At 51.8% G+C, this 25,214-nt stretch carries 20 protein-coding genes; 10 read left to right on the plus strand and 10 right to left on the minus strand.

Translation table 11 applies throughout. The annotated features are described in order from the left end of the window. From LX87_RS27605 to LX87_RS27615, 3 genes are all read right to left on the minus strand, one after another. On the minus strand, positions 1-266 hold a 266-nt coding region (locus LX87_RS27605; protein ID WP_146624590.1), incomplete at its 3' end, for a transposase. A gap of 194 nt (positions 267-460) precedes the next feature. After that, complete coding sequence (locus LX87_RS27610) at positions 461-1,711, minus strand: response regulator (protein WP_111631546.1); 1,251 nt, start codon at positions 1,709-1,711, stop codon at positions 461-463. A 240-nt stretch (positions 1,712-1,951) separates the two neighbouring features. After that, on the minus strand, positions 1,952-2,563 hold the full coding sequence (locus tag LX87_RS27615; protein ID WP_170139492.1) for a TetR/AcrR family transcriptional regulator: 612 nt from the start codon (positions 2,561-2,563) through the stop codon (positions 1,952-1,954). Between the two features lie 55 nt (positions 2,564-2,618). Between LX87_RS27615 and LX87_RS27620 the strand changes: the two genes are divergently transcribed. Beyond that, on the plus strand, positions 2,619-3,170 hold the full coding sequence (locus LX87_RS27620) for a cupin domain-containing protein (RefSeq protein ID WP_111631562.1): 552 nt from the start codon (positions 2,619-2,621) through the stop codon (positions 3,168-3,170). 537 nt (positions 3,171-3,707) lie between these two features. On the opposite strand, the gene LX87_RS27625 is transcribed toward LX87_RS27620, so the two are convergent. After that, on the minus strand, positions 3,708-4,487 hold the full coding sequence (locus LX87_RS27625; RefSeq protein ID WP_111631548.1) for a carboxypeptidase-like regulatory domain-containing protein: 780 nt from the start codon (positions 4,485-4,487) through the stop codon (positions 3,708-3,710). A 441-nt stretch (positions 4,488-4,928) separates the two neighbouring features. Here LX87_RS27625 and LX87_RS27630 point away from each other — a divergent pair, with 441 nt between their 5' ends. The 3 genes from LX87_RS27630 (at position 4,929) to LX87_RS27640 (ending at position 8,207) form a co-directional block, all read left to right on the plus strand. After that, positions 4,929-5,585 (plus strand): response regulator transcription factor, encoded by a 657-nt coding sequence (locus tag LX87_RS27630; protein ID WP_111631549.1) that lies wholly within the window; start codon positions 4,929-4,931, stop codon positions 5,583-5,585. 11 nt (positions 5,586-5,596) lie between these two features. Then, entirely contained in the window at positions 5,597-7,429 is a 1,833-nt protein-coding gene (locus tag LX87_RS27635; RefSeq protein WP_111631550.1) for a sensor histidine kinase, read from the plus strand. A 106-nt stretch (positions 7,430-7,535) separates the two neighbouring features. After that, positions 7,536-8,207, plus strand: a complete 672-nt coding sequence (locus LX87_RS27640; RefSeq protein ID WP_111631551.1) for a hypothetical protein — start codon at positions 7,536-7,538, stop codon at positions 8,205-8,207. Between the two features lie 740 nt (positions 8,208-8,947). On the opposite strand, the gene LX87_RS27645 is transcribed toward LX87_RS27640, so the two are convergent. From LX87_RS27645 to LX87_RS27665, 5 genes are all read right to left on the minus strand, one after another. Beyond that, positions 8,948-10,486, minus strand: coding sequence for an alkaline phosphatase family protein (locus LX87_RS27645; RefSeq protein ID WP_111631552.1), 1,539 nt, complete (start codon positions 10,484-10,486; stop codon positions 8,948-8,950). A 54-nt stretch (positions 10,487-10,540) separates the two neighbouring features. Further along, positions 10,541-11,380: a glycerophosphodiester phosphodiesterase gene (locus tag LX87_RS27650; RefSeq protein WP_211325386.1), complete on the minus strand. Its 840-nt coding sequence runs from the start codon at positions 11,378-11,380 to the stop codon at positions 10,541-10,543. A 24-nt stretch (positions 11,381-11,404) separates the two neighbouring features. Then, a complete protein-coding gene (locus tag LX87_RS27655) occupies positions 11,405-12,889 on the minus strand; it encodes a SusD/RagB family nutrient-binding outer membrane lipoprotein (protein WP_111631554.1) in 1,485 nt (494 codons plus the stop codon). 9 nt (positions 12,890-12,898) lie between these two features. After that, on the minus strand, positions 12,899-16,072 hold the full coding sequence (locus tag LX87_RS27660) for a SusC/RagA family TonB-linked outer membrane protein (protein ID WP_111631555.1): 3,174 nt from the start codon (positions 16,070-16,072) through the stop codon (positions 12,899-12,901). Between the two features lie 582 nt (positions 16,073-16,654). Then, positions 16,655-17,686: a S41 family peptidase gene (locus LX87_RS27665; RefSeq protein ID WP_170139493.1), complete on the minus strand. Its 1,032-nt coding sequence runs from the start codon at positions 17,684-17,686 to the stop codon at positions 16,655-16,657. A 258-nt stretch (positions 17,687-17,944) separates the two neighbouring features. On the opposite strand from LX87_RS27665, the gene LX87_RS27670 reads away from it, so the two are divergent. Beyond that, positions 17,945-18,499, plus strand: a complete 555-nt coding sequence (locus tag LX87_RS27670; RefSeq protein ID WP_111631557.1) for a TetR/AcrR family transcriptional regulator — start codon at positions 17,945-17,947, stop codon at positions 18,497-18,499. Between the two features lie 15 nt (positions 18,500-18,514). After that, on the plus strand, positions 18,515-19,405 hold the full coding sequence (locus tag LX87_RS27675; protein WP_111631558.1) for an alpha/beta fold hydrolase: 891 nt from the start codon (positions 18,515-18,517) through the stop codon (positions 19,403-19,405). Between the two features lie 212 nt (positions 19,406-19,617). Here the strand turns inward: LX87_RS27675 and LX87_RS27680 are convergent, their stop codons facing one another. Then, positions 19,618-22,599, minus strand: a complete 2,982-nt coding sequence (locus LX87_RS27680; RefSeq protein ID WP_111631559.1) for an NHL domain-containing protein — start codon at positions 22,597-22,599, stop codon at positions 19,618-19,620. Between the two features lie 881 nt (positions 22,600-23,480). Here LX87_RS27680 and LX87_RS28920 point away from each other — a divergent pair. The 4 genes from LX87_RS28920 to LX87_RS27695 all read left to right on the plus strand — a co-directional run. Continuing rightward, positions 23,481-23,903, plus strand: coding sequence for a hypothetical protein (locus tag LX87_RS28920; RefSeq protein ID WP_170139491.1), 423 nt, complete (start codon positions 23,481-23,483; stop codon positions 23,901-23,903). A gap of 219 nt (positions 23,904-24,122) precedes the next feature. After that, the gene (locus LX87_RS27685; protein WP_111631560.1) at positions 24,123-24,353 is read left to right on the plus strand and encodes a hypothetical protein; all 231 of its coding nucleotides are present in this window, start codon (positions 24,123-24,125) and stop codon (positions 24,351-24,353) included. A gap of 44 nt (positions 24,354-24,397) precedes the next feature. After that, the gene (locus tag LX87_RS28925) at positions 24,398-24,982 is read left to right on the plus strand and encodes a hypothetical protein (RefSeq protein ID WP_170139494.1); all 585 of its coding nucleotides are present in this window, start codon (positions 24,398-24,400) and stop codon (positions 24,980-24,982) included. Further along, positions 24,951-25,214: transposase (locus LX87_RS27695; protein ID WP_229310855.1), on the plus strand; the 264-nt coding region annotated here is incomplete at its 3' end. The genes LX87_RS28925 and LX87_RS27695, both read left to right, overlap by 32 nt.

The following is a 25,214-nucleotide window of genomic DNA, read 5'->3' on the forward strand; positions in this document are numbered from 1 at the left end:
CCTGTTAAGCGTTTTTTACCTGCTTCCAAGAATTCCTTGCTCCAGCGGTAATAAACGTTGGTGTTAAGCCCTTCTCGCCGACAAATTTCAGCGACCGACTGTTCGCCTTGCAGGCCTTCCAGAACGATGCGGATTTTTTCTTCAGCCGTATACTGGCGTCGGGTTTGTCGCTGAATGTCTTTGATAATAGAGAGAGCTGGTTTGCGCTCGGCAGTGGTAGGTGTCTGAGGACGTTTTGCCGAGGAGGCTTTAGCAGAATGGGACATAAGTAAGGAAGTTTGAGTGAAACAAGTTAAACATTTGTCTCCTCTCTTTTCCCCCTTAGTTGTCCACTTTTACTTGACTACATACAATTTTACTGTTGTATAACTTTCATTATGTTAACTTGCAGCCTTTAAAATATTTAAAATTCATTTAAATCCATCAGAGCCATAAATACTCTGTTTATCGCCCGCATTTCTCAAGTATTTAAGGCCAACGTTACTGGCGTAGAACCCTTTAAAAGAAAATATATAAGCTTGAATAAATCTTGTAGATTACTATTAGTTACTTTGACTCCGCTTTGGCGTAAAGATTTTGTATAATCTGTATTAGTGTCGTCACCGTGTACAAGGTAAAGATGATTACGCAGCTTGCGGGAATCTTCAAATAACTTAACAATTGGATCGGACTCATTATTTCCAGTGTTAAACTTTTTGATAAGTATAAATGCAATTTGCATCCGGATTTCTTTCTGATAATCTAAATCTACCTTTCGAATTGTCGAGTCAATATAATTCCCGTTATCTAATCCAAAGGAAGAAACTCGTTCAAAATCAGTAAAATACCAATTTTTTTTTGGGTCAGTTTTTAAAGTTGTACCGTCATATTTTGGCCAATATTTATGTTCTAAAAATAAATTTCCGTCTAGATCCCATTTATAGTGTTTATCTATTTTTGTGTTTCGGTATGTAAGTGGTTTCTTATTAGGGTTTAGAGTAATAGGTTGGTTTTTGTCATCCATCATAAGGTTTCCATTTTTGTCAGTTAAATGGGGAAGTATAGGTTGAGTTTTTGTAAAGTAACATTCCGAAATCTCATTCAGACAACTCCATAGTGTCAGAAAAGCTGTTTCATACTCATCATATAAGAATGTGTCTTTATCAAAAGCTTTCTGCTCATAAGCTTTTTTTAGCAGGCCAATGAACATACAAAGGCGCTCGTGAATGCGTTTACGAAAACTGGTTTCTTGAGGGGTACCAACTCTTTTCTCTTGAATCAGATTTGCCTTTTCAATTTCCTGAATGCCCTTCCAGAAAGGAGACAGAAGAGCATATTTTTGTAAGCAGTTTTTTACGAGTGCGAACAGTGAAATTACATCATTGCGTACAATTTCGGGGGTACGGCTGGTGTCAGGGCTATGTTTGATGTAAAAACCATCGGCTCCGTTTTCAGCAAAACTGTTTAATGTTTTTGCTTTTGTGGAAGCAGTGAACATAATTACTGGTAAGACCGGATTATGTTGCTTTATTATTCTTAAAGCCTTTAAACCCGAAAAGTTAGCTGAGTCATCTTCTTGGCGATCTTGTTCGGCCAGCCTTATATCTAGTAGGATTAAACTCCAATCATCTGCCTTTATTATATTTTCAACAAGTCTTAGTACCTCCTGGCGATTTTGTCCTTTCTTTAGCTCCTGTATGCAGTTGAATTCTATTGTTGCCTCTTCAAAGATTGCTTTGAGGGTTTTTTCCCAACCTTTGCTGTACTACACAGCCGACTATTCTTTTTGCAGCGTCCTAAGATAGTGCGACCGTTTTACCATCTTTTCTAGGCCAAGTGGTAAACGGTCCCCACTTGCTATGAACAGAAGATACTTCAAAGCTTAGTTACCCTACTGACCCGGGATATAATGGATGAGAGTCCTGCTTTTTACCTCAACAATAAGGTTCGAACCAACCTGGTCATGGTCCCGCTAATGGCCTAAACTCACCAAAAACTGCCTAATTTCCGCTTGGCCTTTCTCGGTGGCGTAGGGCATCAAAAGCTTTGCCAACAGGGTGACATACTGCCTGATCTGTTCCGCCGCACTCCGGTGAGCAAACGACAGGCTGGCTTCTGAGATCCAGAACCTGACAGTAAGGCTAAAAACCGATACCAAAAAATTTCTATCGGCTTCCAGGATCAAATACCCCCTCTCTTGCAGTGATGACAGGTTGGTCACAATCGATAAGTACCGCTTCTTTTCCGTTTCTTTATACGCTTCTGAGAGCACTTTGTTCTGGTGCATCAAATGCACAAAACTTAGTAGCAGGCATCGGTACTGAACATGGTTCTCAAAGATCTTTTGAAACCGCTCCAGAAACGAAAACAGGCTGGCAGGCTCCTGAAGGATAATTTGCTCGTTCAACCTTGACAAGTCCTGCGCCAAGCGGTTGACCAAATCGTCTTTGGTGGGAAAATAATACGTGATATTGCCCACCCGTATGCCTAACTCGGTTGCCAGCTCCCGCAGACTAACGTACTCGATACCCCGTTCATTGAACATTTCTAACGCTTTAGCGACAATTTTCTCCGCTTTGTTCATCACCATATTTGGACAATGTCCTAAACTTACTACGTTTGAGAAAACTTACCAAGCTATGAACATTGACTATCCTTACACGATTCAAAATTGCCTGGGAGAAAAACTTACTTTTCTGGGTGTTGAGCCCGGGCCCGAAGGCGACAAGGTACTGGTTGAAAACTGGGTAAACCCTCAGTCAGGCCCCCCCATGCACACGCATTTCAAGCAGGATGAAGAGCTAACGGTAGTAGCCGGTAAACTGGCGTATCAGATTCTGGGACAGCAACCTCAATACGTTACTGTGGGCCAAAGCGTACTGTTTAAACGAGGCGTTCCACACAAGTTCTGGAATGCCGGTGATGAACCGTTGATCTGTAGAGGTTGGGTACAACCCGCTAACAGCATTGTCTACTATCTGTCCGCGATCTATGCCGCCCAGAACAAATCCGGGAAGGCTCAACCTGAAGCGTTCGATGCGGCCTACCTGATGATGCGTTATGCCCAGGAATACGATATGGCTGAGCTTCCACCGTTGGTTAAGAAAGTAGCTATTCCGATTACCTATTGGCTCGGTCGGCTACTTAGAAAATATAAGCACTTTGCAGACGCACCATCACCGTTAAAGTAGAACAACGTTCTGCCTAGCTTCCAGCGAATGGGCTCTGAGGGTATTGCCGCAAGAGCAGTCGTTGCTAGCCTTCATGGATGAGCGAAGATGGCTCTTTGATCTGCTGGTCTAAACGACCACGATACCTCCATCAAAAGAAGTAAGGGCAAGGCCGCAAGCCACTCTTTGCCGGAATCACCCGACCTAATCCGTGAAACGATCGCGCCTGTATTACACTGAAATCGCCTTACCGAATTGAGGCCGGTTATTTTCCGGGTAATACCCATTATTGAACCGACTTGCCGATCCAGAAAATCCGGTTGCTCGCACGTGGAATTGTTAGGATTAAACTGCTATTAAGTTTTGGTCGGTCAAAACACCCTTCGTTCCCTTTCCAACCATTTTCGTTTCGGTTGCTTCTGGGCTTGATGAATGATTTGGTTGAAAGCATTGTATCTACTCCAGCATGACGGTAGACCAGCTCATCAGGTCGTGAGTGTTGATCAACGGCCAGTATCAGTTACGTTAACGGAGTTGATAACCGGTCGGCGGTTCGTTCTACTCAGGCTTGACCTGTAGCTCGAGTACGTAGCGGTCTGAGCCGCTATGGGTCGGGGAAACCATGGTCGTTATCGTGCGGCTGTAAGCTTTGCTACCGCCGTAGCCAGCCCGCAGCAGCAGCGGCTGGCCCGTAGGCTGATACGTCGCCGTAATTTTGTATTTGCCCACTGGGATGTCGTAAATATAGATGTTGTCGGGTTTGCAAATCAGCGTTTGGCCCATACTCCCATCGATCAGCGGTCCGATGGGTTCAAACGTAAGCTGGGCGTTGTCGGCATCGTAGAAGTCGCCAGTCATATCGGGTAAAACCGTAATTTTGGCGCCATAATACCCATCCTCCCCATACATGCCGGTGCGTTCTCCCGAGGCCTTCAGGACCATATTCTGTACCGCTCCTTGGCTGTGGGTGAAGGTGATGGGGTCCACTACATGCATACGCAGGGCATAATGCCCACCATCGTAGTTTAACGTGGCGGTTCCTTTCACATACCAGGTACCCAAGTTTTCCAGTTTAATGCGATAGTTGCCCTGAGCATCGGTACGACCACCGATGGTTGAATTCGTCAGCGTATTGTAAGCAATCACCTCCACATTGGCCAGGGGCTTGTTTTGTGCGTCGGTGGCTTTACCAACCACGTATCCGGCCTGAACTGGCCTGGATGGACCGGGTGCCGGGTCCTCATTCGACTCAGTGCAGGAAGTTAGTAGGGTGATGGTCAGAAGCCAGCTCGTAAGCAGGGTTCTGGGGTGCCGACCGGAATACAGGAATGGAAACATGGTTAAGGGTAATTTTTGCGTTTATGGGCCAAAATTGTTTATTGTAAACCTTCCCCGAAATCCATTTCCGACCTAATCGTCTTTTAAATGGAATCAACTGCGAAAATGCTTCACTCAATTGGACGAAACTGTATTACACGGGAATAGCCTTACACTAATGGGGTCAAATTATGGCAATAGAATACTTATTTTGGAAGGGACGGGTTACCCCGGATTGGGCTCCTTTTTTCTATTGTGACATGATAGATTCAGGATGTTATCAAGACCGGCTTCCTTTTTCCCTGGTTTCGGCACGGTCCGCCGTCCAGTGGTCGCAGTGCGGTTACCCGCAACGACGCACCTCTCCGATTCTAAAAACAAAGTCAGCCCCAAGAAAGGACACCTTAGCTTGAGCAGTACTGCCTATGGCGGACAGCCTGCTGAGTCATTATCTTTACCAGCATGGAAACTATCAAGGTGCTTATTGCCGACGACCACCCCATCTTCCTGATGGGTCTGAAAGAAGTGATCGAGACCGACCATGACCTGGCCGTTGTGGCTGGTGCCCCCAACGGCCAGGAGGCCGTCCGCCTAACGCAACTACACCAACCCCACGTGGTGGTGCTCGACATCGACATGCCCCGGCTCAACGGCCTGCAAGCCGCCGAGCAACTGCTTCAGCGGCTGCCTACCCTGCCGATTATCCTGCTGACGATGCACAAAGAGCGTGACCCCTTTATGCGGGCTCTTGAAATTGGCATTTCCGGTTACGTCCTCAAAGAGAATGCCGTTTCGGACATTGTCCATGCCATTCGGATGGTGCAAAGCGGGCAACCTTACCTCAGCCCAGAGATGTCGAGCTACCTGTTAAAAAGGAGCACGAAGACCCTCCGGCCGACAACGGCCGCTACGCAAGGGACCGACCCCTTGGCGCCTTTATCCCCCGCCGAACGCCGGGTGCTCGAGCTGGTGGCGCAGTATAAGTCAAGCCAGGAGATTGCCGATGCGTTGTTCATCAGCGAGAAAACCGTATTCAACCACCGCGCCAACATGGCCTTCAAACTGCACCTGTCGGGCAAAAACAGCCTGCTCCGCTTCGCCCTTGAGCACCTTCGCTAACCCCTACTACAATGCCTTATTTAATCGTATTCCTGCTGTTGGCTACGCTTCCCGCTGACGCGGCTACCCCCATTCGTCTCCAAGCGGCTATCGAAGGCATTCCCCTGGGACGGCAGATCGACGTCTTGGAAGACCCGACTGGGCGGCTGACTATCGCGCAGGTGGCTCAGCCGGGCTTTCAGGCGCGTTTCCATCCTGGCCCGAACGATATGCTGGCAATGGGCCTGACGTCCTCGGTCTACTGGGTGCGTGTGAACCTTTCCAATGCCTCCCTTCAGTCGGACTGGTGCCTGCAACTGGGCGAACCGTATCTGCACGAGGTAGACGTCTACATGCAACAAGACAAGGCTTGGCAACGGTGGGCACTGGGCGACAACCATCCCTTCGCTAACCGCCCCCTGGTGAGCAACCACCTGCTGTTGCCGCTATCGCTACAGCCCGGTGGCCAGCAAACGATTTACGTTCGCTACCACAGCCATTCGACCCTGCGCATACCCCTCTTCGTGGCCCGAATGTCCACCCTGCTGACTAATGCGCTGGGCGAACACCTAATGCATGGGCTGTTTTTCGGCTTAATGCTGGCGATGATGTTCTACAACGGGTTCGTTTGGTATACACTCGCCGACCGGACGTACCTGTATTATGTGGGCTATATGCTATCGGCCAGCCTGAATATTGCTTACATCCGGGGGTATGCTTTTGCCCTGCTGTGGCCCCATCACCCCGGGTTGAACAACACCGCCTTCATCAGTTGTTGCACGTTGTTGATGGCCCTGCTATTCACCAATACTTTTTTGCAGATGGATCGGCGAAGCCAGGGGCTACACCGCTTGGGGCAGGTGCTAATCTGTATCGTTACCCTAACCGCATGGCTCAGTCTGGTCAACGAAGCGACCGGATTCCGGGTAACCTTCCTGCTTAACCTGGTCTGTGTGTTCTACTCAATCATGGCTGGGGCCATCCGTTTCCGACAGGGATTTAAGCCCGCGGCTTATTACCTGCTGGGATTTGGCCTTTCCTGCGTATTCTTATTGGTGTTCATGACCCGCGAACAGGCCTTGATTCCTTACCCTAACCTGGTTGACGCGTCGCTTCAAATCGGCCTTGGTTTAGAGGCTATTATCCTGTCACTGGCCTTAGCCGGGAAACTGAGGACGTTCAAACGGGAAAAAGAACAGGCCCAGGCCCAGGCGCTGGCCCAGGCGACTGAGTTTTCCAGGCAACTGATTTCCTCCCAGGAACACGAACGCAAACGCATTGCCGCCGATCTGCACGATAGCCTGGGGCAGGTGTTGATTTTGGTCAAGAATAAAGTGCTACTACTGGAAAAACACTTGGATACGCCCGCCAAAGCCAGCGCTCAGGTGCAGGTGCTCAAGACGCTGCTGGGTCAAAGCGTGGAAGAGGTTCGGCGTATTGCCTACGGCCTGCGCCCCTTCCAACTGGATATGCTGGGCCTGACCCGCTCGCTACGGAGCCTGTGCGAAGACGTTGCCATGACGGGGAAGCTGATGGTGCGGGCCGACTTCGACCCCGCCGTTGACGGTCTGCTGCCGGGCGAAAAGGCCATCAACCTCTACCGCATTGTGCAGGAGTGCCTGACTAATATCATCAAACACTCCCAGGCTACCGAGGCCACTGTTAGGCTTAACCGGCAGACGGGGCAGTTGCAGCTAACCGTTAGCGACAATGGCCGGGGAATCGATGCTAGAGCGGTTCAATCCCCCAAAAGCGGCTTTGGCCTGCTGGGGTTGCGCGAACGGGTGGGGCTATTAGGAGGAACACTGGAAATCATTTCCCAGCCTGGCGGAGGTACCCAGGTGCGCGTGGTATTTTTTGAATAGTACTGCTCACCTATTTGGGTAGCACTGCTCACCTATATTCCCATACCTGCTGATAATTTTGCATTGTTATTCAATCACTTAACAATTTAAAAGACAGCACGTACTCATGAACACATCAGTCGACACCCTGCGCAACACCTTCGTTAAACAGTGGCTGGGTAGCCACCTGGTTACCCTCTACGGCGGCTTAGGCCTGGCCTTTCCGCTGATCGCTCACGGCATCACCGGCCCCCACGGGGTGTATCTCAATCCGGCGCAATTGGTGGCCCACACCATCGGCCTGTTGGTGGTGGCCATCGTGACCAACTACAGCCAGAACCGGGTGCTGACCCGGTTCTTCGGCCCCTCGCTACCTAGCCTCAATACGTTCTATCTTTTGGCTCTGCCGACGGTCTTTTGGATTAGCTACTACGCCTTCTACATTCCTTACGACATTCTATTCGGTCTCTACCTGTTGCCGGTGCTGAGCCTCTGGTGGAAGCTCATGGGCGTCGTAGCCCGGCCCGGTTGGCTGCTGGCCCTGGGGATGCTCATTGCGCTGGTGGGGTTTGTGCTGGCCTTCGCCTGTGTGATGCCCATTATTCCCTGGTGGCAGGCCACGTTCGGCAATCGCTTATCGGCCGATGTATTCTTCTGGTGTTACCTGATCACGGTCGGTCTATTGCCCACCGCAGCTTGCATGGGGCTATTGATCCAGACTCATTTACCCCACAAGGCTGCTGCCCTACGGGAAGTGGCTTCGTCACACGCATCATGGTCAATCCACCGAGTACGATGAAGCTGTCGCGGCTATTCATCTACCTAAACGCCTGCCTGGAGATGACCTGGGCAGGCGGCCTGCGGCCCTGACCCAGGGCTTGAGCTTTGGTCCTCTAATGTAGGCTAGGCTCAATTATGTATTACCCTGCCGTATCCTGACAGAATTCCATGGAGTTATGCGCCATGAATACCCCAACTTTGTTAATATCTTACCGTATTATTGAACAAACTTGTTGACCCCAGTTAAGCCACTTATTGGCGCTGGCAAATGATGGATCCAAAAGCTATGGTTTTACGGCTGTTTATTTAGGAAAGATGATAATCGGAAGGTCAACTCTGTAATACTTGTCTTAAATAACCGCAGTGTTATTTTCAGAATGACTTCATCAAACGAACGCTTTGTAACTATCCTGAACATATGCATAGTGATCTCTCAGGTATTTTTTGTCGATTGCGGCCGTCCAAAAATTTTGAGCTTAGCTCTCATCCTGACGCCATGATGGGCCCAGCTCGCCAGGGAGGTAAAACGAAATTACCTTCGTATAAAAGCTTTGCAGAACAAGACCAGGCTAAAACAGCCGGTTCTGCCTATACTTCTTACAATTTCTACACCGTTGTATCCTTAGCTATTTCAATGTGGGCTTACCCGCGCCATTGGAACTGGATGGCAAGACCGTATTGAACGAGTAGGCATGACAACGAAGCCCCCTAAAAAAAGTAACTGCCCCGGCTTGAAGCAGGCTGGAGTCGTTATGGAACCTACTGGACAGAACGGCTTACCTGGGCATAATTAACGTATTGATGAGGCCCCATCACCGTACGATTCAATATAAGGGTGTATGTGCCCCCGCCGTAGGTGGTGGTGGTTTGGATGCATTCCGTTTTAGGGCTAACTGGTGGCTTTTTCGGAGCCGAAAAAAGCAACTCCGACAGAACACGGCCATCCATGCTTTTGGGTACGGCCAGGCCGTGCAGGTGCAACACCGTTGGGGCAATGTCAATGATAGAGCTGGGCAGCTGGCTGGTGATTCCTTTTTTGAACGAAGGCCCGGCGGCAAACAGGCTGATCTGCACTTCATATGGGCTTAGGCTACCGTGCCCGGCAACGCCTTTGGCAAAGCTTTTTCCGGCGTACCCAACGTTGTTTTTCTCATCATTCCAGTTTACATCCACCAGAATGTCAGCGGCCCGCTGAGCGTGTTGCCAATGAACCGATTCAAACGACAGCGTCCCGGGAATCGAACCTTTCAAATCGCCTACTTTGGCTCCTTTCGTAAAAATAGCCCCCACCCAGGGCTCGGCCTGCAGGGTGGACACAATCTTCTGAATCAGGGCGGGTTCATGGTTCTTCACGTAAATCGCTCCATCCGCCAGCACCACATCGTCACTTTCTTTGCCCGCCTTCAGCCCTTTCTGGATGAGCAGATCCGAGAAACCAATTTTACCCGCGTGCGTGACGAATCCGTGATCCGTAGTGACAATAATATTAAATTGCTTAATTAAGTTTCTGACTTTCAGCGAATCCAGAATACGGCCAAACTGCTGGTCCACTCCCCAAATGGCCTGCATGGTGAGCGAGTCACCCACCCCTTTGGCGTGCGCAGTGCCATCCGGGTCCGAATACCAAATGGAGTTAACCTGGGGGCCGTTGGCGACCAGACCGTAGCGCAGCAAGGCATCGGTAACCCAGACGTGTCGGGCGGTGTTCGGCGTGGCGTAAGCCGGAGCCGTGCCGATCGCAGCATGAATACTATCTCTTATAGATTCGGGCAGAATTAATCCCGGATTGATAATGGCACCACCGCCGAGTTTGCGGTTCTGCAGGAAAGCCTGCCCGGTCGTTCCCGAGCTAAACACCATCATGCGTTTTCCGGCAGTTTGCAGGTGTTCGCCCAAGGAAATCGTGGTTTGCAGTGCCCCTTTTGTCGCCTGATCAATTTTGTAAAGATCCTCGTAATCGCCGGTATTGAGGGCTTTGTTGGCGCGGACTTTAGGAAAGTAGACCGAGTTGCCCAGAATACCGTGGGTTTTCGGATAACTCCCCGTGGAGTAGGAAGACGTATTCACCCGGGTTACCGTCGGGAATACGCTGTGATGTTGTTGCGCATGCACGCCCGTTTTTTGAAAGGCATACAGATTCGGCATGGTTTCCGGCCGGATGTAGTCGGAGCGAAGACCATCAAAAATAACCACCAGCGTGCGCAGCTCGTCGGGGCCGGTTTTGGGTTGAGCCAGCAGGCCCAGCGGTAGCCAAACCGACACGTTCAGCAGCAGGGTGCGTAGGGTAAACGAATTCATGGTTTACGTAAAATACCCCTCAGGGTTTTAGGTTGAAACAAATGCTATTTGTCCTTAGTATACCGGACTGACCGGTGTGATGGAAGCTTGTTTTGCCGCCTGCTGAAAGTCGGCCAGATTATTCACCAGCACGAAATCAACGCCGGACTCAAGTAGTTGCAGCAACTCGTCGGGCTGCATGGCGTAGAAATAATTGATTTGAATTCCATTTTTACGCAGCAGAGCCATCACGTCGGTGCGATTTTCGCCGTCGGCCTTCAGCAGCTGGATAAAGTTGGCCCTCATAGCAATGGTCGCGTCCACGTATTTTCGGGTATCTTTCCGGTAGCGGTTCTCCGAATTACAAATCAGGATATCAGGCCGAACCTGCCGGGCACCGGAGGCCGCTGCCTCTCCGCAAGCCAGAAACGCCTGGTGCAACCGCCCCGACCGGACCAGCCGGGCGGCCGCGGCTTTGCCCACCGCTTCATCGCCTTTCAGATGGCAGTTGAGCCAGACGTTGCGGGGCATGATCGCCAGCGTTTCTTCGAAGGTCGGAATGCGGGTCCCCGCAAACCGGGCGTCTTTCCGCACCCCCGCGTCCAGTTGCCGCAGCTCCGCCAGGGTCAGTTCCGAAACCTTGCCGTGGCCGTTGGTGGTGCGGTCTACGGTTTCGTCGTGCATAATCACCAACTGGCCATCTTTGGTCAGTTGCACATCAAACTCAATCATCTGCGCCCCCAGTTCGATGGCTCGCCGAAAAGCGGGCAGGGTGTTTTCGGGGTGCGTATCCATGCACCCCCGGTGGGCGCATAGCCCGCGCTCTGGCAGCTTAACCGCTCCCGGCTGGCCAACCGCTACTGCCGCCAAAAAACTAAGCAGCAGTGTATAGAAGGTTATTCGTAGCGTATTCATAAAGACAAAGAATGAGTATAAAGCCTACCGATCCCACCAAACGCGAATGTTGCTGTCGTCTCCGCCCATGGCCTTCACCGCTGCAGCCAGTCCTTCCGGGTTGAGCGATTGAAGGTAAGTCGGGTACGGAACGCGGACGGGAAACGCATTTTCTGCGGGTATACCGGCTCCTCGGGGCAGCACCGGGTAGCCCGTTCGGCGTTTTTCAAACCAGGCCTGGTAATCGACGAAGAAGTAGGCGTAATATTTCTGCAACATCACCTGCTCCAACTGCTTTTCGACCGGAGCCGTGGCATTGTAGGCAATACCGGGCTGTTGCAGAAAGCCTTGTGGGAGTGTCACACCCCATTGGGTCATCGACGCGGCAATACCCGCTTCGTAGTGCGCATGGGCCGTTTTTTCCGTTGGATAACCTTTGAGGGCCAACTCCGCTTTTATGAATTCAACCTCCGCGTAGGGCATCATTACCCCCAGTTGGGGCAGCGTTTTCAGGGCGTCGGTATAACTTGAATTACGGCCAACGGCGTATTCTAGGTTGGTTGGGTAGCCACTTTCGATCCCAACAAACTGGTTGATTCCGTTCACGACAACCGGCAAACACCAGGCCGTACGGCGGGGGTCGTTATCGGCATTGAGCTTGTCGAGGAAAAACTTCGTGAAGTAATTTCCATCGCGCCAATCCACCTGCCGGGCGTTGTAGTACGGATTGTAATACGGAAACGTCCCCGGATACCTGAAAATGGCATCATCCGCCGTACCGCTCATCGTCGGCTGACCCGTCGGATCGTTCAGCAGCGCCGTAATCTGCTCCCGGATCGGCAATTCGCCGTCCCGTTTGGACAGCCGCAGCAGCAGCCGCAACCGCAGGGAGTTGGCGAACTTTTTCCACTTCAACACCCCCGGATTTTTGCCGCCCGAAACGGCATTGGCATTAAAAACCATGTCCCCGGCGTAGGTGAGCGCCTTGGTCTCGTCGAAGAGTTTGTTGGCCGTTTCCAGGTCCTTCAACACCTGCCCGTAAATATCCTTTTGCTTATCAAAGCCCGGTTTGAAAACACCACTTTCGGCCTGAATGGCCTGCGAATACGGCACATCCCCGTATAAATCGGTCAGGATGGAATACGCCCAGCTTTTGTATACCAAGGCAATGGCTTTGTAATTATTCTCGCCCAGCCGGTCGGCAATTTTGTAAATATCCTCAATATCGGTCAGGTAGCCGTAGAAGTTGTTCCAGACGCCCGCGCCAGGATTCACGACGTAGCGGTGCAGCCCGCCCCCGCCCGCACTGGCACGGGGGGCGTCGACCTGCATCAGTTCGTGGGTGAAATTCCGGGACGCACTGACGGTGCTGTTCACGATCCGGTATTGCAACTGCCCCAGCATCACTCCCGGCGTAATTTCTTTAGGGCGGTTGGGATCGGTGTTTAGGTCCTCGAATCCATCGGTGCAGGCCGTTAGCGAGCCCAGTACCAGCAAACCGATGAGACGTATTGTATTACGAAGTTTCATGCGTAGAGATTACAATTTTAAGGTTAGGTTCAAGCCCATCACGCGGGCCGACGGAAACTGTGCCAGTTCAACCCCCGGCGTCAGGGTGCTGCCGTTGAGGTTACCCCCTTCGGGATCAAAGCCCGGAAACTTGGTGAAGTTGAACAGGTCGCGTCCGTAAAAGGCCAGACTCGTCTGCCGAACGGCCAGCTTTCGAAGCAGGTTGGCTGGCAGGTTAAACTCCAAGCGAACCTCCCGGATTTTCAGGAAGGAAGCGTCAAAAATGTTGGTTTCGGCGTTGGCAATCTGGTAGTAATTATCGTAGTATGAGCTGGCCGGAACCCGCACGGTATTGGGGGCAAACGATCCGTCGGGCTGCTTGACAACCCCCTGGCCGATAATGCCCTCATCGCGACCGGGCAAGGTAACCTTGGTTTTGCCCAGCGTATTGTTTTTGTGGTTGGTCTGCGAATACATGCTGCCGCCCTTCTGACCGTCAAGCAGGATGCTCAAACGGACCTTCTGGAAGGTAAATTCGTTTGATAAACTGGCTTTCCAGTCGGCGAAGGCATTGCCCCATTTTTTGTTTTCAGGATCGAGCGGGGCGGGCAGACCAACCGACGAATAGATAATCTGGCCGTCTGGAGCGCGCTGGAAACCCCGACCGTACATATCGCCCATCAAACCGCCCACCCGGGCTTCAATCGAGACGTTGGTGTTGTGGTTGTAAATAACCTGGTTAGTCAGCCCGTCGGCCAGCTCCCGAACGTAGCTGCGGTTGCGCGACCAGAGCAAGGTCGTATTCCAGCTAAATGCTTTCTGGGCAATGGGCTTGCCCGTCAGCTTGATTTCAAGACCCCGGCTATTGATCAAACCGGCGTTGATCAGCGCGTTGGCGTATCCCGAAACGGGGTCGAGCGGAATGGCCAGAATCTGGTTGCGGCTGCGGTTGTTGTAATAGGCCGCGTCCAACCCCAGGCGGTTGTTCAGCACCCGGACATCAACCCCAAATTCGTAACTCGACGTGATTTCCGGTTTCAGGTTCGCATTGAACAGCGTGGAGGAATTCGTAAAGCTGTTGCCGTAAATCTTGTCGTAATACCGGGCCGTCTGGTACGGACGGGTGTCGTTGCCCACCTGCGCCCAGGAAGCCCGCAGCTTGGCGAACGAAACGGCCTGGGGCAGCTGGACCAATTCGTTCAGCAAGAAACTGGTGCTGACCGATGGATAGAAGAACGAGTTGTTGCCGTAGGGCAATGTACTCGACCAGTCATTGCGGCCGGTCACATCCACAAAGATTTTTTCATCCCAGGAAAGCTGCCCAGCGGCATACACGCTGTTGATGGCCTTGCGGGTTTTTAGCGGGTCAGCCACGGCCTGATCCAAGCTATTGGAAATCTGGTAAATACCCGGTTGCGCCAGCTGATCAGCGTACATACCCGCAAAATCGTAGGTTTGCCGCATGGCGTTTGCTCCCGCCGAAGCGTTCAGCTGGAACAGCGGGGTCAGATCTTTTTTGTAGCTGAGCAAAAAATCCGTGTTGGATTCGTAGCTAAAGACGTTCTGCTCCCGGTACATGCCCCGCGGGTAACGGGTCATGGAGAAAGGCCGCTGCTGCGAGCGGAACTCAAAGGCCATATCCATCCCCGAGCGCACGAGCAAATCCAGCTCGTCGGAAATTCGGTAGGTGGCCGAAATGGTGCCGATGACGCCATTTTTATTCATCTTGTTCAGCATCTCGTACATGCCCAGATACGGGTTATCCGGCGTTGGGTTGAACGGCGCCCGCTGTTGCACCTGCTCCAGACCGGGCACCCAATACGGCTTGAACCACTCTGGCCGAATGTTCGGCGCGGTGCCCAGAATCAAAAAGTACATCAGCGTCTGGTTGTTGTAACCGGCAGCCGGGAGGTTATCGCTCTGCTTGTTGGCGTAGTTCACTTTCCCGGTCAGTTTCAGCCGATCCGATAGCTTCTGGTTTACCGACAGGGCCGCGTTGATCCGCTCGAAACCCGTATTCGGAATAATCCATTTGTTCTTCAGGTGGGTAACCGACAAGCGCGCCGACCCATTTTCGTTGCCCCCTTCCAGCGACAGGCTGTTGGAGTAGGTAACGCCCGTCTGGAAGAAGCCGGAAATGTAATCCTTGCGCGGTACCCAGGGGGTGCGTTCCGTGGGTTTGCCGTCCGGGACGTCCGGATTGTATTGATAGTACGACTGACCGGCAAACTTGGGGCCCCAGGCCCGCCCGGCGGCAACGGTTGTGGCCGTGTTGGGTCCGTCGGGGCTGTCGAGGTAGGAGAAATAATTGCTGGTACGTCCTTCGCCGTATTCAAACTGGTAGTCCGGCCAGCGGTTAACCTGCTCGATGCTGACGTTGGAATTAATTGTCACCCCGATACCCCGGTCCTTGCGGGCGCCCGACTTGGTGGTGATGATCAAGGCTCCCCCGGCGGCCCGGCTGCCGTAGAGGGCGGTTGCACCGGGTCCTTTGAGAACAGTGACATTTTCAATATCATCGGGGTTCAGGTCGGATAAGCTCGAACCGTAGTCCACCGGACTATCGGCGGACAGGTGGGAGTTGTAGCCCGTTCCCGTTATCCGGCTGCTGACCGGCACGCCATCGACTACAATCAGCGCCTGGTTGTTGTCCAGGTTGAGCGACGATTCGCCCCGCAGGGTAATCCGGGAAGATCCCATCGGACCCGCTCCGGTCCCCTGGATATTCAGCCCCGCTACTTTACCCGATAGTGAATTGACCCAGTTGGTGGTCCTGGCGTCTTTGACGACCTGTTCGCCCAGGCTTTGGGCGGCATACCCCAGTGATTTTTCTTCCCGCTTGATCCCCAGCGCCGTCACGACCACTTCGTTCAGCACCTGATCGGCGGGCAGCAGCTTTTGATCAATAACGGTGTTGGTGTTAATGGGGGTTTCCACTGATTGATAGCCGACAAAGCTAAAAATCAGCCGGTCGGCCGGAACAAGCGGCTTAGGCGCGGCCAGGGTGTACTGGCCCGACGCGTTGGTGACGGCTCCCGTGAGCGTACCCTTGATGAGGACGTTGACACCGGGCAGCGGCTGTCCTTTTTCGTCGGTAACGGTTCCTCGCAGGGAGGGCGTTTGCGCTAGAACCACCAGACGGCAAAACAGGAAAAGCGTCAGCAGAACCAGGCTACGCCAGGGTGAAGTAAAGATTTGTTGCATTCCAGAAACTATATGGGTTAGAAAACCACAAAAGTATCGGGACAACATTGCGCCACCGTGACGGTAATATTTTCAAATTATGAAGTGTCGGGCGCAGTAACCATAGCCCACCTCTATACGCACTAGAGTTAGCATTATGCTTGGGCATTTGTCTGGTTCGTGTGTATTACACTGAAATAGTCTGACAGAAATGAGGCAATTATAATTGCGTATGTATTGCATTTCTGAGCGGGCCTATTGAACCAAAATTAGTCTTGTATTCGCTTTGAGAAATGATGGTTTCAATAAGCTATGCCCTTAGGACAAGTTACTCCTTCTCCCTTTTCCAACCAAAATAAAAAGAAAATGCAGGAATTCTTCTGGTGTTGGTCGGCATCATCTTTAGGCAGGGACATTTGAACACTTTGCGGTGCGGGAATCCCTTTCTCCTGCAACGGGATCATTAAAAATAAAGATGTGATCAATTCATAACCAAAACTAGATACGGGTATCGAACCTTTTACAGTCCGCCGGTGCGGTACCAATTTTACTGGAAACACCAGAGATGCCCTTCAAAGAAGTGGCTGGATCATTCAAATAATCCTACCATTGAAGCTGTTTGACAAGCAGCGGAAGGTCTTTGTTGGTTGGAAGCTTGCATGGCAGATCCGGCACCAGTTTGTTCACGTTGCCCCGTCCAGCGGGCCGAATCCATTCTTTCACGCCAAAACGTACTTCCAGTTGGCTGTTAGGAAGAAGTGTCGAATACATTTCGCCGAAATGGGTGGGGTGCCCCTTCACGGGTGATTCACCAGCTAAGAGCGCCATCTTATTATCTTGCACCAGGGTTGCGAACATGATCGCACTGGAAAAAGTCTGGGGGCCGATGATCACAATCACTTTTCCTTTAAATGGATTGGCCACCTGGCCCGGCACAACGGTTGTGGCAGGAAACTGCAGTAGTTCCCCCGGTAGGGCTTTTTGATACATCTCATCATGAAATCCCCAAGAACTTAGTTTGGCCAGATACGCTTCGCTGCGTTTCCAACTCATGGAATAACTCTTGTACGGTTTATGGAAGATGTGCTTGATGATCATCGTGCCGACGGCGGACGCCCCGCCCTCATTGCGACTAACATCAATGACAAGCCGCGTAACGCTATCCCGACGAATGAGGGTAAATAGGCTGTCGATACACCGCTCATAGACGGCTAAATCCTGGCTTGATCTTGTGGCAAAAGAACGGGCGAAAAGATAACCGATTGTCCCTAGCCGCTGATACGATAGATTAGTGGCCACGCTATCCGCCCAGCTGGGCGTCTTTTTCTGCGCCTTCGCATTTCGAATGGAGATCGCGGCGTGCTCATCGCCGAGCGGTATCAAGGCCAGGCTCACCTTTCGTTGAAAGTCAGCAACTGCCAAGGGCTGGTTTAACCCGGTCTCTAGCGAATCAAAGTAAGCGTTGTATTTCTGTTTGGTTAATTGGGAAAACGGATTGGCATGTACGTTGAATACTTGTTCTCGAATGAACTGGAAGTCTTCCCGCATGGCGATGGCCGAAAGTCGATGATCCTGAGCGCTTGAGACGGTAGTTAGACCAAAAAGCAGGAAGAAATAGAAGATACCGTTGAACATAAAGCATATTAATAAATCATGGACATGTGAATGCATCACTGCGTGATCTGAAAGAAAAGATGGATGCTAAAATCAAATGTTGCATCCGATCCTTATAAGACTATAGTAAAGCTATTTTCTATCTTGTTAAAAGGGTGATAGACAGCAAAGAACTAAACACTTTCAGTAGTCTGATTATTTGGTTATTTACTAAAAGAAACCCAATTAAAAAGTATAACCTATGTCACAATAGTGAGAAATATGTACTAAGTTTGTGACATGAAAATGACGAAGGAGAAATTGATGGAAGCGGCGGTTGCCGCCCTCAACCGAGATGAAGCGGCTACCATCGAACAAATTGCCAACATCGCCGGCGTGACCCGACGAACGGTCCATCGCTATTTCAACGACCGAAATACGTTAGTGCACGAATGCAAACAAACCATGCTCCAGGTTTGCAATCTCAAAATGACCCAGGCCTATCAAAGTAGCCAGCAACCGGCTGTCCAGCTGGAAAACATGTTCTATGCGGCCTTAGAAGTGGGTATTCAGTACTGCTTCGTCAAAAAACTAGTGAAACGCCAACAGTACACGGATCTGATCAGCAACCAGGAACAAGCCTATGATGATGTCAAAGCCAACTGGTTTCAGCTCGTTGAGCTACTGCAGCAACAGGGAGCAATTACCAGCCAGCTGTCGATTCCCTGGATCTACAATTTGTTTGGGGGCATTATCGACATCGCCATCGAAGCCCACCAAGCCGGCGACGTGGCTCGCAACGACATTAAGAAATTTTCCTGGAGATCATTCAAAGCCAGTATTGACCTTCACTAACCACCCGCCAAACCGATGCAATCCCCCAACACCGCCGACTCCTATCTCGATCGCGAATTAGTTAAACAGCTCCCGGGTTTCACCAGCCATTACCTGACGGTTAATGGCCTTCAACTGCACTACGTCATGGGTGGTCAGGGTAAGCCGCTCGTCTTGTTACCCGGCTGGCCGCAAAACTGGTGGAGCTATCACAAACTCATGCCCTTGCTGGCGGACCGCTACCAGGTCATGGTAGTGGAGCTGCGCGGCATGGGCGGCTCGGATAAACCCATGATGGGCTATTCTAAAAAGGAGATGGCGGGGGATGTGGCGGCTTTACTCGATGAATTGGGCATTGAGCGTACCCACATCGCCGGTCATGACATCGGGGCGGCCGTTGCCTTCAGCTTTGCGGCCCATTTTCCTCAAAAGACCGACAAGCTGGTATTGCTGGACACCCCCCATCCCGACGAGAACCTCTACCGGCTTCCCATGCTGCCCACCGGCGCGGGCATTCATCCATGGTGGGTCGCTTTTAATCAGGTCCAGCACTTGCCCGAACAGCTGCTGGAAGGCCGGTTTCATCTGGTTCAGGGCTGGCTTTTTGATCAATTACTGGTGGACAAAACGGCCATCACTGATTTTGACCGGCAAGTGTATGCCCAAGCTTATGGCAGTCAGGACGCGATTCGGGCTTCCAATGGCTGGTATCAGACCTTTCCCCAAGACATTGAAGCTATCAAAGGCCAGCGAATCGAGTCCCCCACCCTGGGCCTGGCGGGTCCGGCTGGCTACCAGATGCTTTCCTATGCGCTCCCCCCTTATATTGACCAGCTGGAGATAAAAGAAGTCGGGGGATCCGGCCATTTTGTAGCGGAAGAGCGGCCCCTCGAAACGAGTCGATTCATCCTTGATTTTCTTGGCTAGCCAGGTCAATAAACAACCGACATTCAGCGGGTTATTTAACGGCCATCTTGACCGAAATAAGCCTTGGATTTGCGCTAAGAAATGATGGGGTAAAAAAGTTATGGATTGCTGATCTAGCCCGAACTTGCTGCCCCTTCTCCCCTTTCCAACCTTAAAAATACAACAGCCCGGTGAGCATCATCGGGCTGTTGGGTTGGGTTTCTTCTCTTCCGTTAGGGAATCTTCAGCAGTTTCCGCCGCTGCAGCCCGGGCCCCTGCCCTACTTCCAGCCGGTAGAAGCCCGGCGCTAGCTGCGGATCCAGCTCGATGATCTGCTCGGACTGCAGATCATCGAGCTGGAATACTTTGCGGCCCGCAAGGTCATAGAGGACCACCGGACCCGGGCTCGAGCTCTTAAGTCGAAACGACTCGCGAAACGGATTGGGGTATACCTGTACCAGATTTTCCGGTTGCTGAGTGTCCCCCGAGACCCTGCCCGCAGCCTCTTGATGGATGATTCGAAAGTTTAGGGTCAAACCCGTACCCGCGGTGGTCTTTCCCCCGCTTTCATTGTAAGGCACCCCTTGCAGACTATACTGGCCTTCGGCGGGGACCCAGCCGTTGTAAAAGCCATTCTGATCCCCAAACAAGGCATACGGGGCCTGGGTCTCCCGCTGCGAGTGGCTCTGGGGGCCACCGAGCACCATCTCCACCCAACTTACGGTGGCGGGCTGGGTGTTGGCCCGAATGTTTAACTGCCGGGTTGGAAGCGTTGCCAGGTTCACCTCTTCGCCGGCCTGCAGTACCTTGATCTCCTGATTAAGGGCGGCGTTGATCAGGCTGTAGCTGATCAGAATCGGTTGCTGGATGACCGTAAAATGAATGGTTAAGGCTCTACCCGCCGTACCCTGTCCGAATGCGCCCGAATAGGGCGTCGCCGTCAGGCGATAACCGCCCTCGGCGGGCGTCCAGGTCCGGTAATCCCCGTTGGCATTACCGAACAGGCTGTAGGGTGCGTATTGCTCCAGCTGGCTACGGTTTTGCGGACCGCTGAGCACCAGTCGGACCGAGCCGATCGCGGCCGAATTGGTGTTGGCCCGGATGTTCAAGTTCCGCGTCGGCAGGCTGACCAGGTTTAAGGTGTCTTCTGAGGCCAACTCCTGGATGGGCTGCTCGGTATCGGCATTCATCACACTGAAGCTTTCAATGCTGGGCGGTGGCAGGATGACTTGGCGAATGCGGTTGTTGCCCGTATCGGCAATTAAAAGATTGCCCTGCGCGTCCACCGCTACGGCGGAGGGGCTATTTAGGCTGGCCTGAGTAGCCGCCCCCCCGTCGCCACTAAAGTCCTGCATGCCATTGCCCGCCACGGTGGTCATGACGCCTTGGGCGTCAACCTGGCGAATGCGGTGGTTGCCCCGATCGGCAATCAAAAGATTGCCCTGAGCATTCACCGCTACCCCGGTGGGGCCGTTTAGATTGCCCCCGGTGGCTGGTTCTCGGTCGCCACCAAAACCCTGTAAACCATTGCCCGCCACGGTGGTGATAATCCCATCGGGGGTGACTCTGCGAATGCGGTGGTTGCCCGTATCGGCAATCAAAAGATTGCCCCGAGCATCCACCGCTACCCCAGCCGGAGCGTTCAAATTCGCCTGAGTGGCTAATCCGCCATCACCCCCATCGCCCTGCATGCCACTGCCGGCCACGGTGGTGATGATGCCATCAGGGGTCACCTGGCGGATGCGGTTATGGCCCGTATCGGCAATGAACAGATTGCCCTGGGCATCGATCGTGATCCCCGTAGGCCTGCATAAACGAGCCTGGGTAGCCACTCCCCCATCCCCGGGGCCGGAACGGGCGCCGGGGGAATGATGTAGTAGGTGGCCTCCACCCGAATCGCAGTCGGTCACCGTGCTGTCTCCCGCCACGAGCGTCAGCTTCCCCTCCGGGCTTAGTTTATAGACGAGGTTGGTTGTTGACTGGGCAATAAACAGGTTGCCCTGCGGGTCCACGCTAACATGGTTGCCTTTTGCGGGCTTGGTCGAGATGATCCCATCAGAGGCTACCTGTCGGATGTTTCCCTCGTAGGAGTCCGCCGTAAAAAAGGAACCCTGCTGATCCGCTGCCACACTTGAAGGAGCACCGACGAAGGCCAGTGTGGCCGGCCCGCCATCGCCGTAAGCGGTTGAGCCGGCCACGGTGCGGATGGTGCCATCGGGCGTAATCTTGCGGACGAGATTGCTAAATGGGTCGGCCGCCAGCAGGTTACCCTGGCCATCTCTTATTAAACTATAGTAATTGCTCACCTCCACCAGGGTTGTAATCGTACCATCCCGACTTACCTGGCGGATGCGGGACAGATCGTTAATGAAGAGCGTGCCCTGCTCGTCGACCACGATTGACTGGGGATAAGCCAGGCTAGCCTGGGTGGCCGCTCCGCCGTCGCCCTCAAAGCCCAGCTTACCATTGCCGGCGACGGTGGTGATAATGCCATCGGGGGTCACCTTACGGATGCGATGATTATTCTTATCACAGATGAACAAACTCCCCAGCCAGTCCACGACGACCCAACTGGGATAATACAAGCTGGCCTGGGTGGCCGCTCCGCCGTCGCCCCCAAAGCCCTTGGTACCGTTCCCCGCGACGGTGGTGATGATGCCATTGGGCGTCACTTTACGAATACGATGGTTGGACTCGTCAGCGATGAACAGGTTGCCCTGGGCATCAATCGCCAGGCCCATGGGGGAGTACAAACCAGCCGAAGTAGCCGGCCCCCCGTCACCGTGATAGAAATCCGATCCATCACCGGCCACCGGGGTAATCACTCCGTCGGGTGCTAACTGGTAGATACGATTAGCCTGGGGGTGGGAGAAAAACAGCGCACCCTGCGCATTGACCACCAGGCCTCTGGCGCTCGTTTGACGGGCCACGGTGGTGATGACACCTTGGGAATCTACTTTGCGGATGCGGTTGCGGTAGAGCTCCAGTTCGGCAATGAATAGATTCCCCTGTTCATCGACTGCGAGGCCAATGGGCGTATCCAGCATCGCCCGAATCGCCAGGCCTCCATCGCCATAGGAATTCGAACCGGCCACGGTGATAATGGTTTGGGCATACCCCTGGCTGGATGCAACCAGTATGCCGCTGAGAAAACTCAGTCTAGTGATCCAACTCTGAGCAGACACAGACAATCGAGAGCATGAATAGAAACGCATACCAAACAGGGAAGGGAGATTTAGTACACAAGTAGCAAGAAGTAGGAGACTGGTCCGGTAGCCAGGCCGGACAAAAAACTACCGACGTTCGCTGTCCCACCAGGGAGAAGAATAGAGCCTGTGGCCAATTGATGGTTAGCCATGTATCGCCCTTAAGGCCTAAAAGCCTTTTGGCCCCTGCGCCATCAGCATCGAGAGCTTATCAGTCTTAGCTCAAGCGCTCTGTGAATTGTTTAAGATAAAGTTAGAATAAAAAATGAAAATAGCAATAATCTTATCAGGCGGATGCACACTATCCCCCTTACTGGAAGTGTTTAGAGGCATCCATCAAGAAGGGAATGTCAGGGGAGAAATGAACCGTTCATCTGCCTGCCCACGCTTCCAGTTGATATTGTGTTGCCCTGAAGTAGCTTTACACCATGGAGGCAAGTTATTCTCTGGGTACCACCTTTTTTGAACCGACTTATCGATTCAAAAAATCCATTGTTGGCACATAGTACTACCCTGGTCAAAAATCCATAAATTTCTAATCGAGCCTGCTTTCTTTCTCCCTCTTCCCATTTTCGCCCCGACATTACGCTCTATCGCCTAAAACAGCCGCACGTACACTAGCCTGGGGTCTACCATGATCGTCTTCATGCTGTCACGCCACTGACGGCGGCTACCTACGCCTTGTGGAATGATAGCAGTGGATGCCTCATCAAAAATACCCTTATAAGCAAAGGTTCCCAGGAATCTTCCATCGTTAAGAAGCGATAAATAAAGAATAAAAATCCGTTTGTCTTCTGCCGGTTAATCAATACACTTGCTCATTATCAACTTATTAGGTACCTTAATGAGATATATGATCCGGAGTGAACCTTATTGATCTCCCTTATTTTATGAAAACGCTACTGACAGCATCCCTGGTAGCCTCGCTGCTTTTTCTGTCCTGCGACCGTAAGACCGGCCAAACCGAATCGACTACCTCCGGGCCGGTTAATCCAGCGCAAGACCTTTCGCTGAGTGCCGCTGTGGCGAAGAACAAAGTGCCCCTTTGCGCCACCCCTACTAATGACAAAGCCTGGTACAGTGCGGCCAACAAAGCGCCTTTACTGAGCGGGCTCCAGGGCATCCACTTTCCCATCACGACCCAAAGTAAGCAGGCCCACAGTATTTTGATCATGGACTACTGCTGTCTTACGGCTTCAACCACGCTGAGGCCGCCCGCTCCTTCTTCCAGGCTACCCGGCTTGACTCCGCCTGCGCGGCTTGGATCTGTTTATCATAAAAGAAACGACGCAGCCAATGGTAAATTGGGCTGATAAACTGGCACCGCTTATAGCTGCTTTTTTGGTCCATATAGACGTTCATATTTATATTACGGAAGAAGTTGAGAGGTATAAAGATGAACCATATTCGTTTATTAGAAGTGTTTTAAAATCGGGCAATACTGTCTTTAGAAGTAACCATAATTTACCTTCATTTTAAATAATACCGCCAATCAATTTTACTTTATACCTAATATGTACTAAACACTTACTATGATGGTAGAAAGCCTTATTTTACTCGAAGGAGAAGGTCTTAAGGAAGAAAACCTTTGGATATCTTTAACCAACGCTAAACAGTTGATCGTTGGGTTTGCCACCAATTTTGGGGTAGTTCTTCATATAGGAGCTAACTCTGCGGATGACCTTCAGAACGCATTTATTGAATTTGCAAAAGTTGAAGGCGTCACCGCAGTAGTCACAATGATGATTCATGTTCAGAAATAGTTACAACTGCTGTAGATTGCCTTAATACCTTATAGCTGAAAGGTGTGACCGATCATCACAGGATATCTTTCCAGCGGGATACTGTTGCAAATTCATTTTTTGCATCATTTTATAAAAAACGGCCTTGTACCATGCTCAAAGAGGCAATTATTCGTTTTGCAGGATCATTTCAGTGTCGGTTGGGTACAAACCCTGACCCCACAACGACCCCTGATACCCCTGCTGTTAGTTCCCCTACTGACCCATTTGGCGACATCAGGCGTCCTGCGGCACTTGGTTGGACATTCCCTTATTCGGAGTCGCGCTTTGATGGCATAATCCGATGTCAACAACCCGTTGAATTGCGTAACGCCCTAATAGACCCCTTTGAGCCAGTCAAAGTAACGGGCATAGAAGTAAAACCAGAATCACTTGGCCCTTTAGGATTTGAATTGCCATTTCAGCCTGTACCAGTGGATCCCTTACTAGGGCTTCCCGTGTCACTGGGTGAGAAGGCCTATTTCCTGTCCAGTGTATGTAGTCAAGCCAAAGTGGACAACTTAGCGAGAAAAGAGAAGAGACAAATTCTTAACTTGTTTCACTCAAATCTCCTAGATTATGTCCAATTTGGCCAAAAAAGCTCCGCCTAGCCGTTCTAAAACGACTCCATCAGCTGCTACTCATCACGAGCGTAAGCCCGCTTTGTCCATCATTAAAGACATTCAGCGCCAGAGCCGACGGCAGTATACCGCTGAAGAAAAGATCCGCATTGTCCTGGAAGGGCTGCAAGGTGAACAGTCGATCGCCGAGATCTGCCGCCGGGAAGGGCTCAACACTAACATTTATTACCGCTGGAGTAAGGAGTTTTTGGAAGCCGGTAAA

The sequence above is a fragment of the Larkinella arboricola genome (genome assembly GCF_003259745.1).
Classification (GTDB): Bacteria; Bacteroidota; Bacteroidia; order Cytophagales; family Spirosomataceae; genus Larkinella; species Larkinella arboricola.

Bases quoted from the DNA above. Each gene is read 5' to 3' on its own strand.
- LX87_RS27615 (WP_170139492.1), bottom strand. From the start codon at position 2,563: ATGAACAAAGCGGAGAAAATTGTCGCTAAAGCGTTAGAAATGTTCAAT.
- LX87_RS27620 (WP_111631562.1), top strand. From the start codon at position 2,619: ATGAACATTGACTATCCTTACACGATTCAAAATTGCCTGGGAGAAAAA.
- LX87_RS27625 (WP_111631548.1), bottom strand. From the start codon at position 4,487: ATGTTTCCATTCCTGTATTCCGGTCGGCACCCCAGAACCCTGCTTACG.
- LX87_RS27630 (WP_111631549.1), top strand. From the start codon at position 4,929: ATGGAAACTATCAAGGTGCTTATTGCCGACGACCACCCCATCTTCCTG.
- LX87_RS27635 (WP_111631550.1), top strand. From the start codon at position 5,597: ATGCCTTATTTAATCGTATTCCTGCTGTTGGCTACGCTTCCCGCTGAC.
- LX87_RS27640 (WP_111631551.1), top strand. From the start codon at position 7,536: ATGAACACATCAGTCGACACCCTGCGCAACACCTTCGTTAAACAGTGG.
- LX87_RS27645 (WP_111631552.1), bottom strand. From the start codon at position 10,486: ATGAATTCGTTTACCCTACGCACCCTGCTGCTGAACGTGTCGGTTTGG.
- LX87_RS27650 (WP_211325386.1), bottom strand. From the start codon at position 11,380: ATGAATACGCTACGAATAACCTTCTATACACTGCTGCTTAGTTTTTTG.
- LX87_RS27655 (WP_111631554.1), bottom strand. From the start codon at position 12,889: ATGAAACTTCGTAATACAATACGTCTCATCGGTTTGCTGGTACTGGGC.
- LX87_RS27660 (WP_111631555.1), bottom strand. From the start codon at position 16,072: ATGCAACAAATCTTTACTTCACCCTGGCGTAGCCTGGTTCTGCTGACG.
- LX87_RS27665 (WP_170139493.1), bottom strand. From the start codon at position 17,686: ATGTTCAACGGTATCTTCTATTTCTTCCTGCTTTTTGGTCTAACTACC.
- LX87_RS27670 (WP_111631557.1), top strand. From the start codon at position 17,945: ATGAAAATGACGAAGGAGAAATTGATGGAAGCGGCGGTTGCCGCCCTC.
- LX87_RS27675 (WP_111631558.1), top strand. From the start codon at position 18,515: ATGCAATCCCCCAACACCGCCGACTCCTATCTCGATCGCGAATTAGTT.
- LX87_RS27680 (WP_111631559.1), bottom strand. From the start codon at position 22,599: ATGCGTTTCTATTCATGCTCTCGATTGTCTGTGTCTGCTCAGAGTTGG.
- LX87_RS28920 (WP_170139491.1), top strand. From the start codon at position 23,481: ATGAAAACGCTACTGACAGCATCCCTGGTAGCCTCGCTGCTTTTTCTG.
- LX87_RS27685 (WP_111631560.1), top strand. From the start codon at position 24,123: ATGATGGTAGAAAGCCTTATTTTACTCGAAGGAGAAGGTCTTAAGGAA.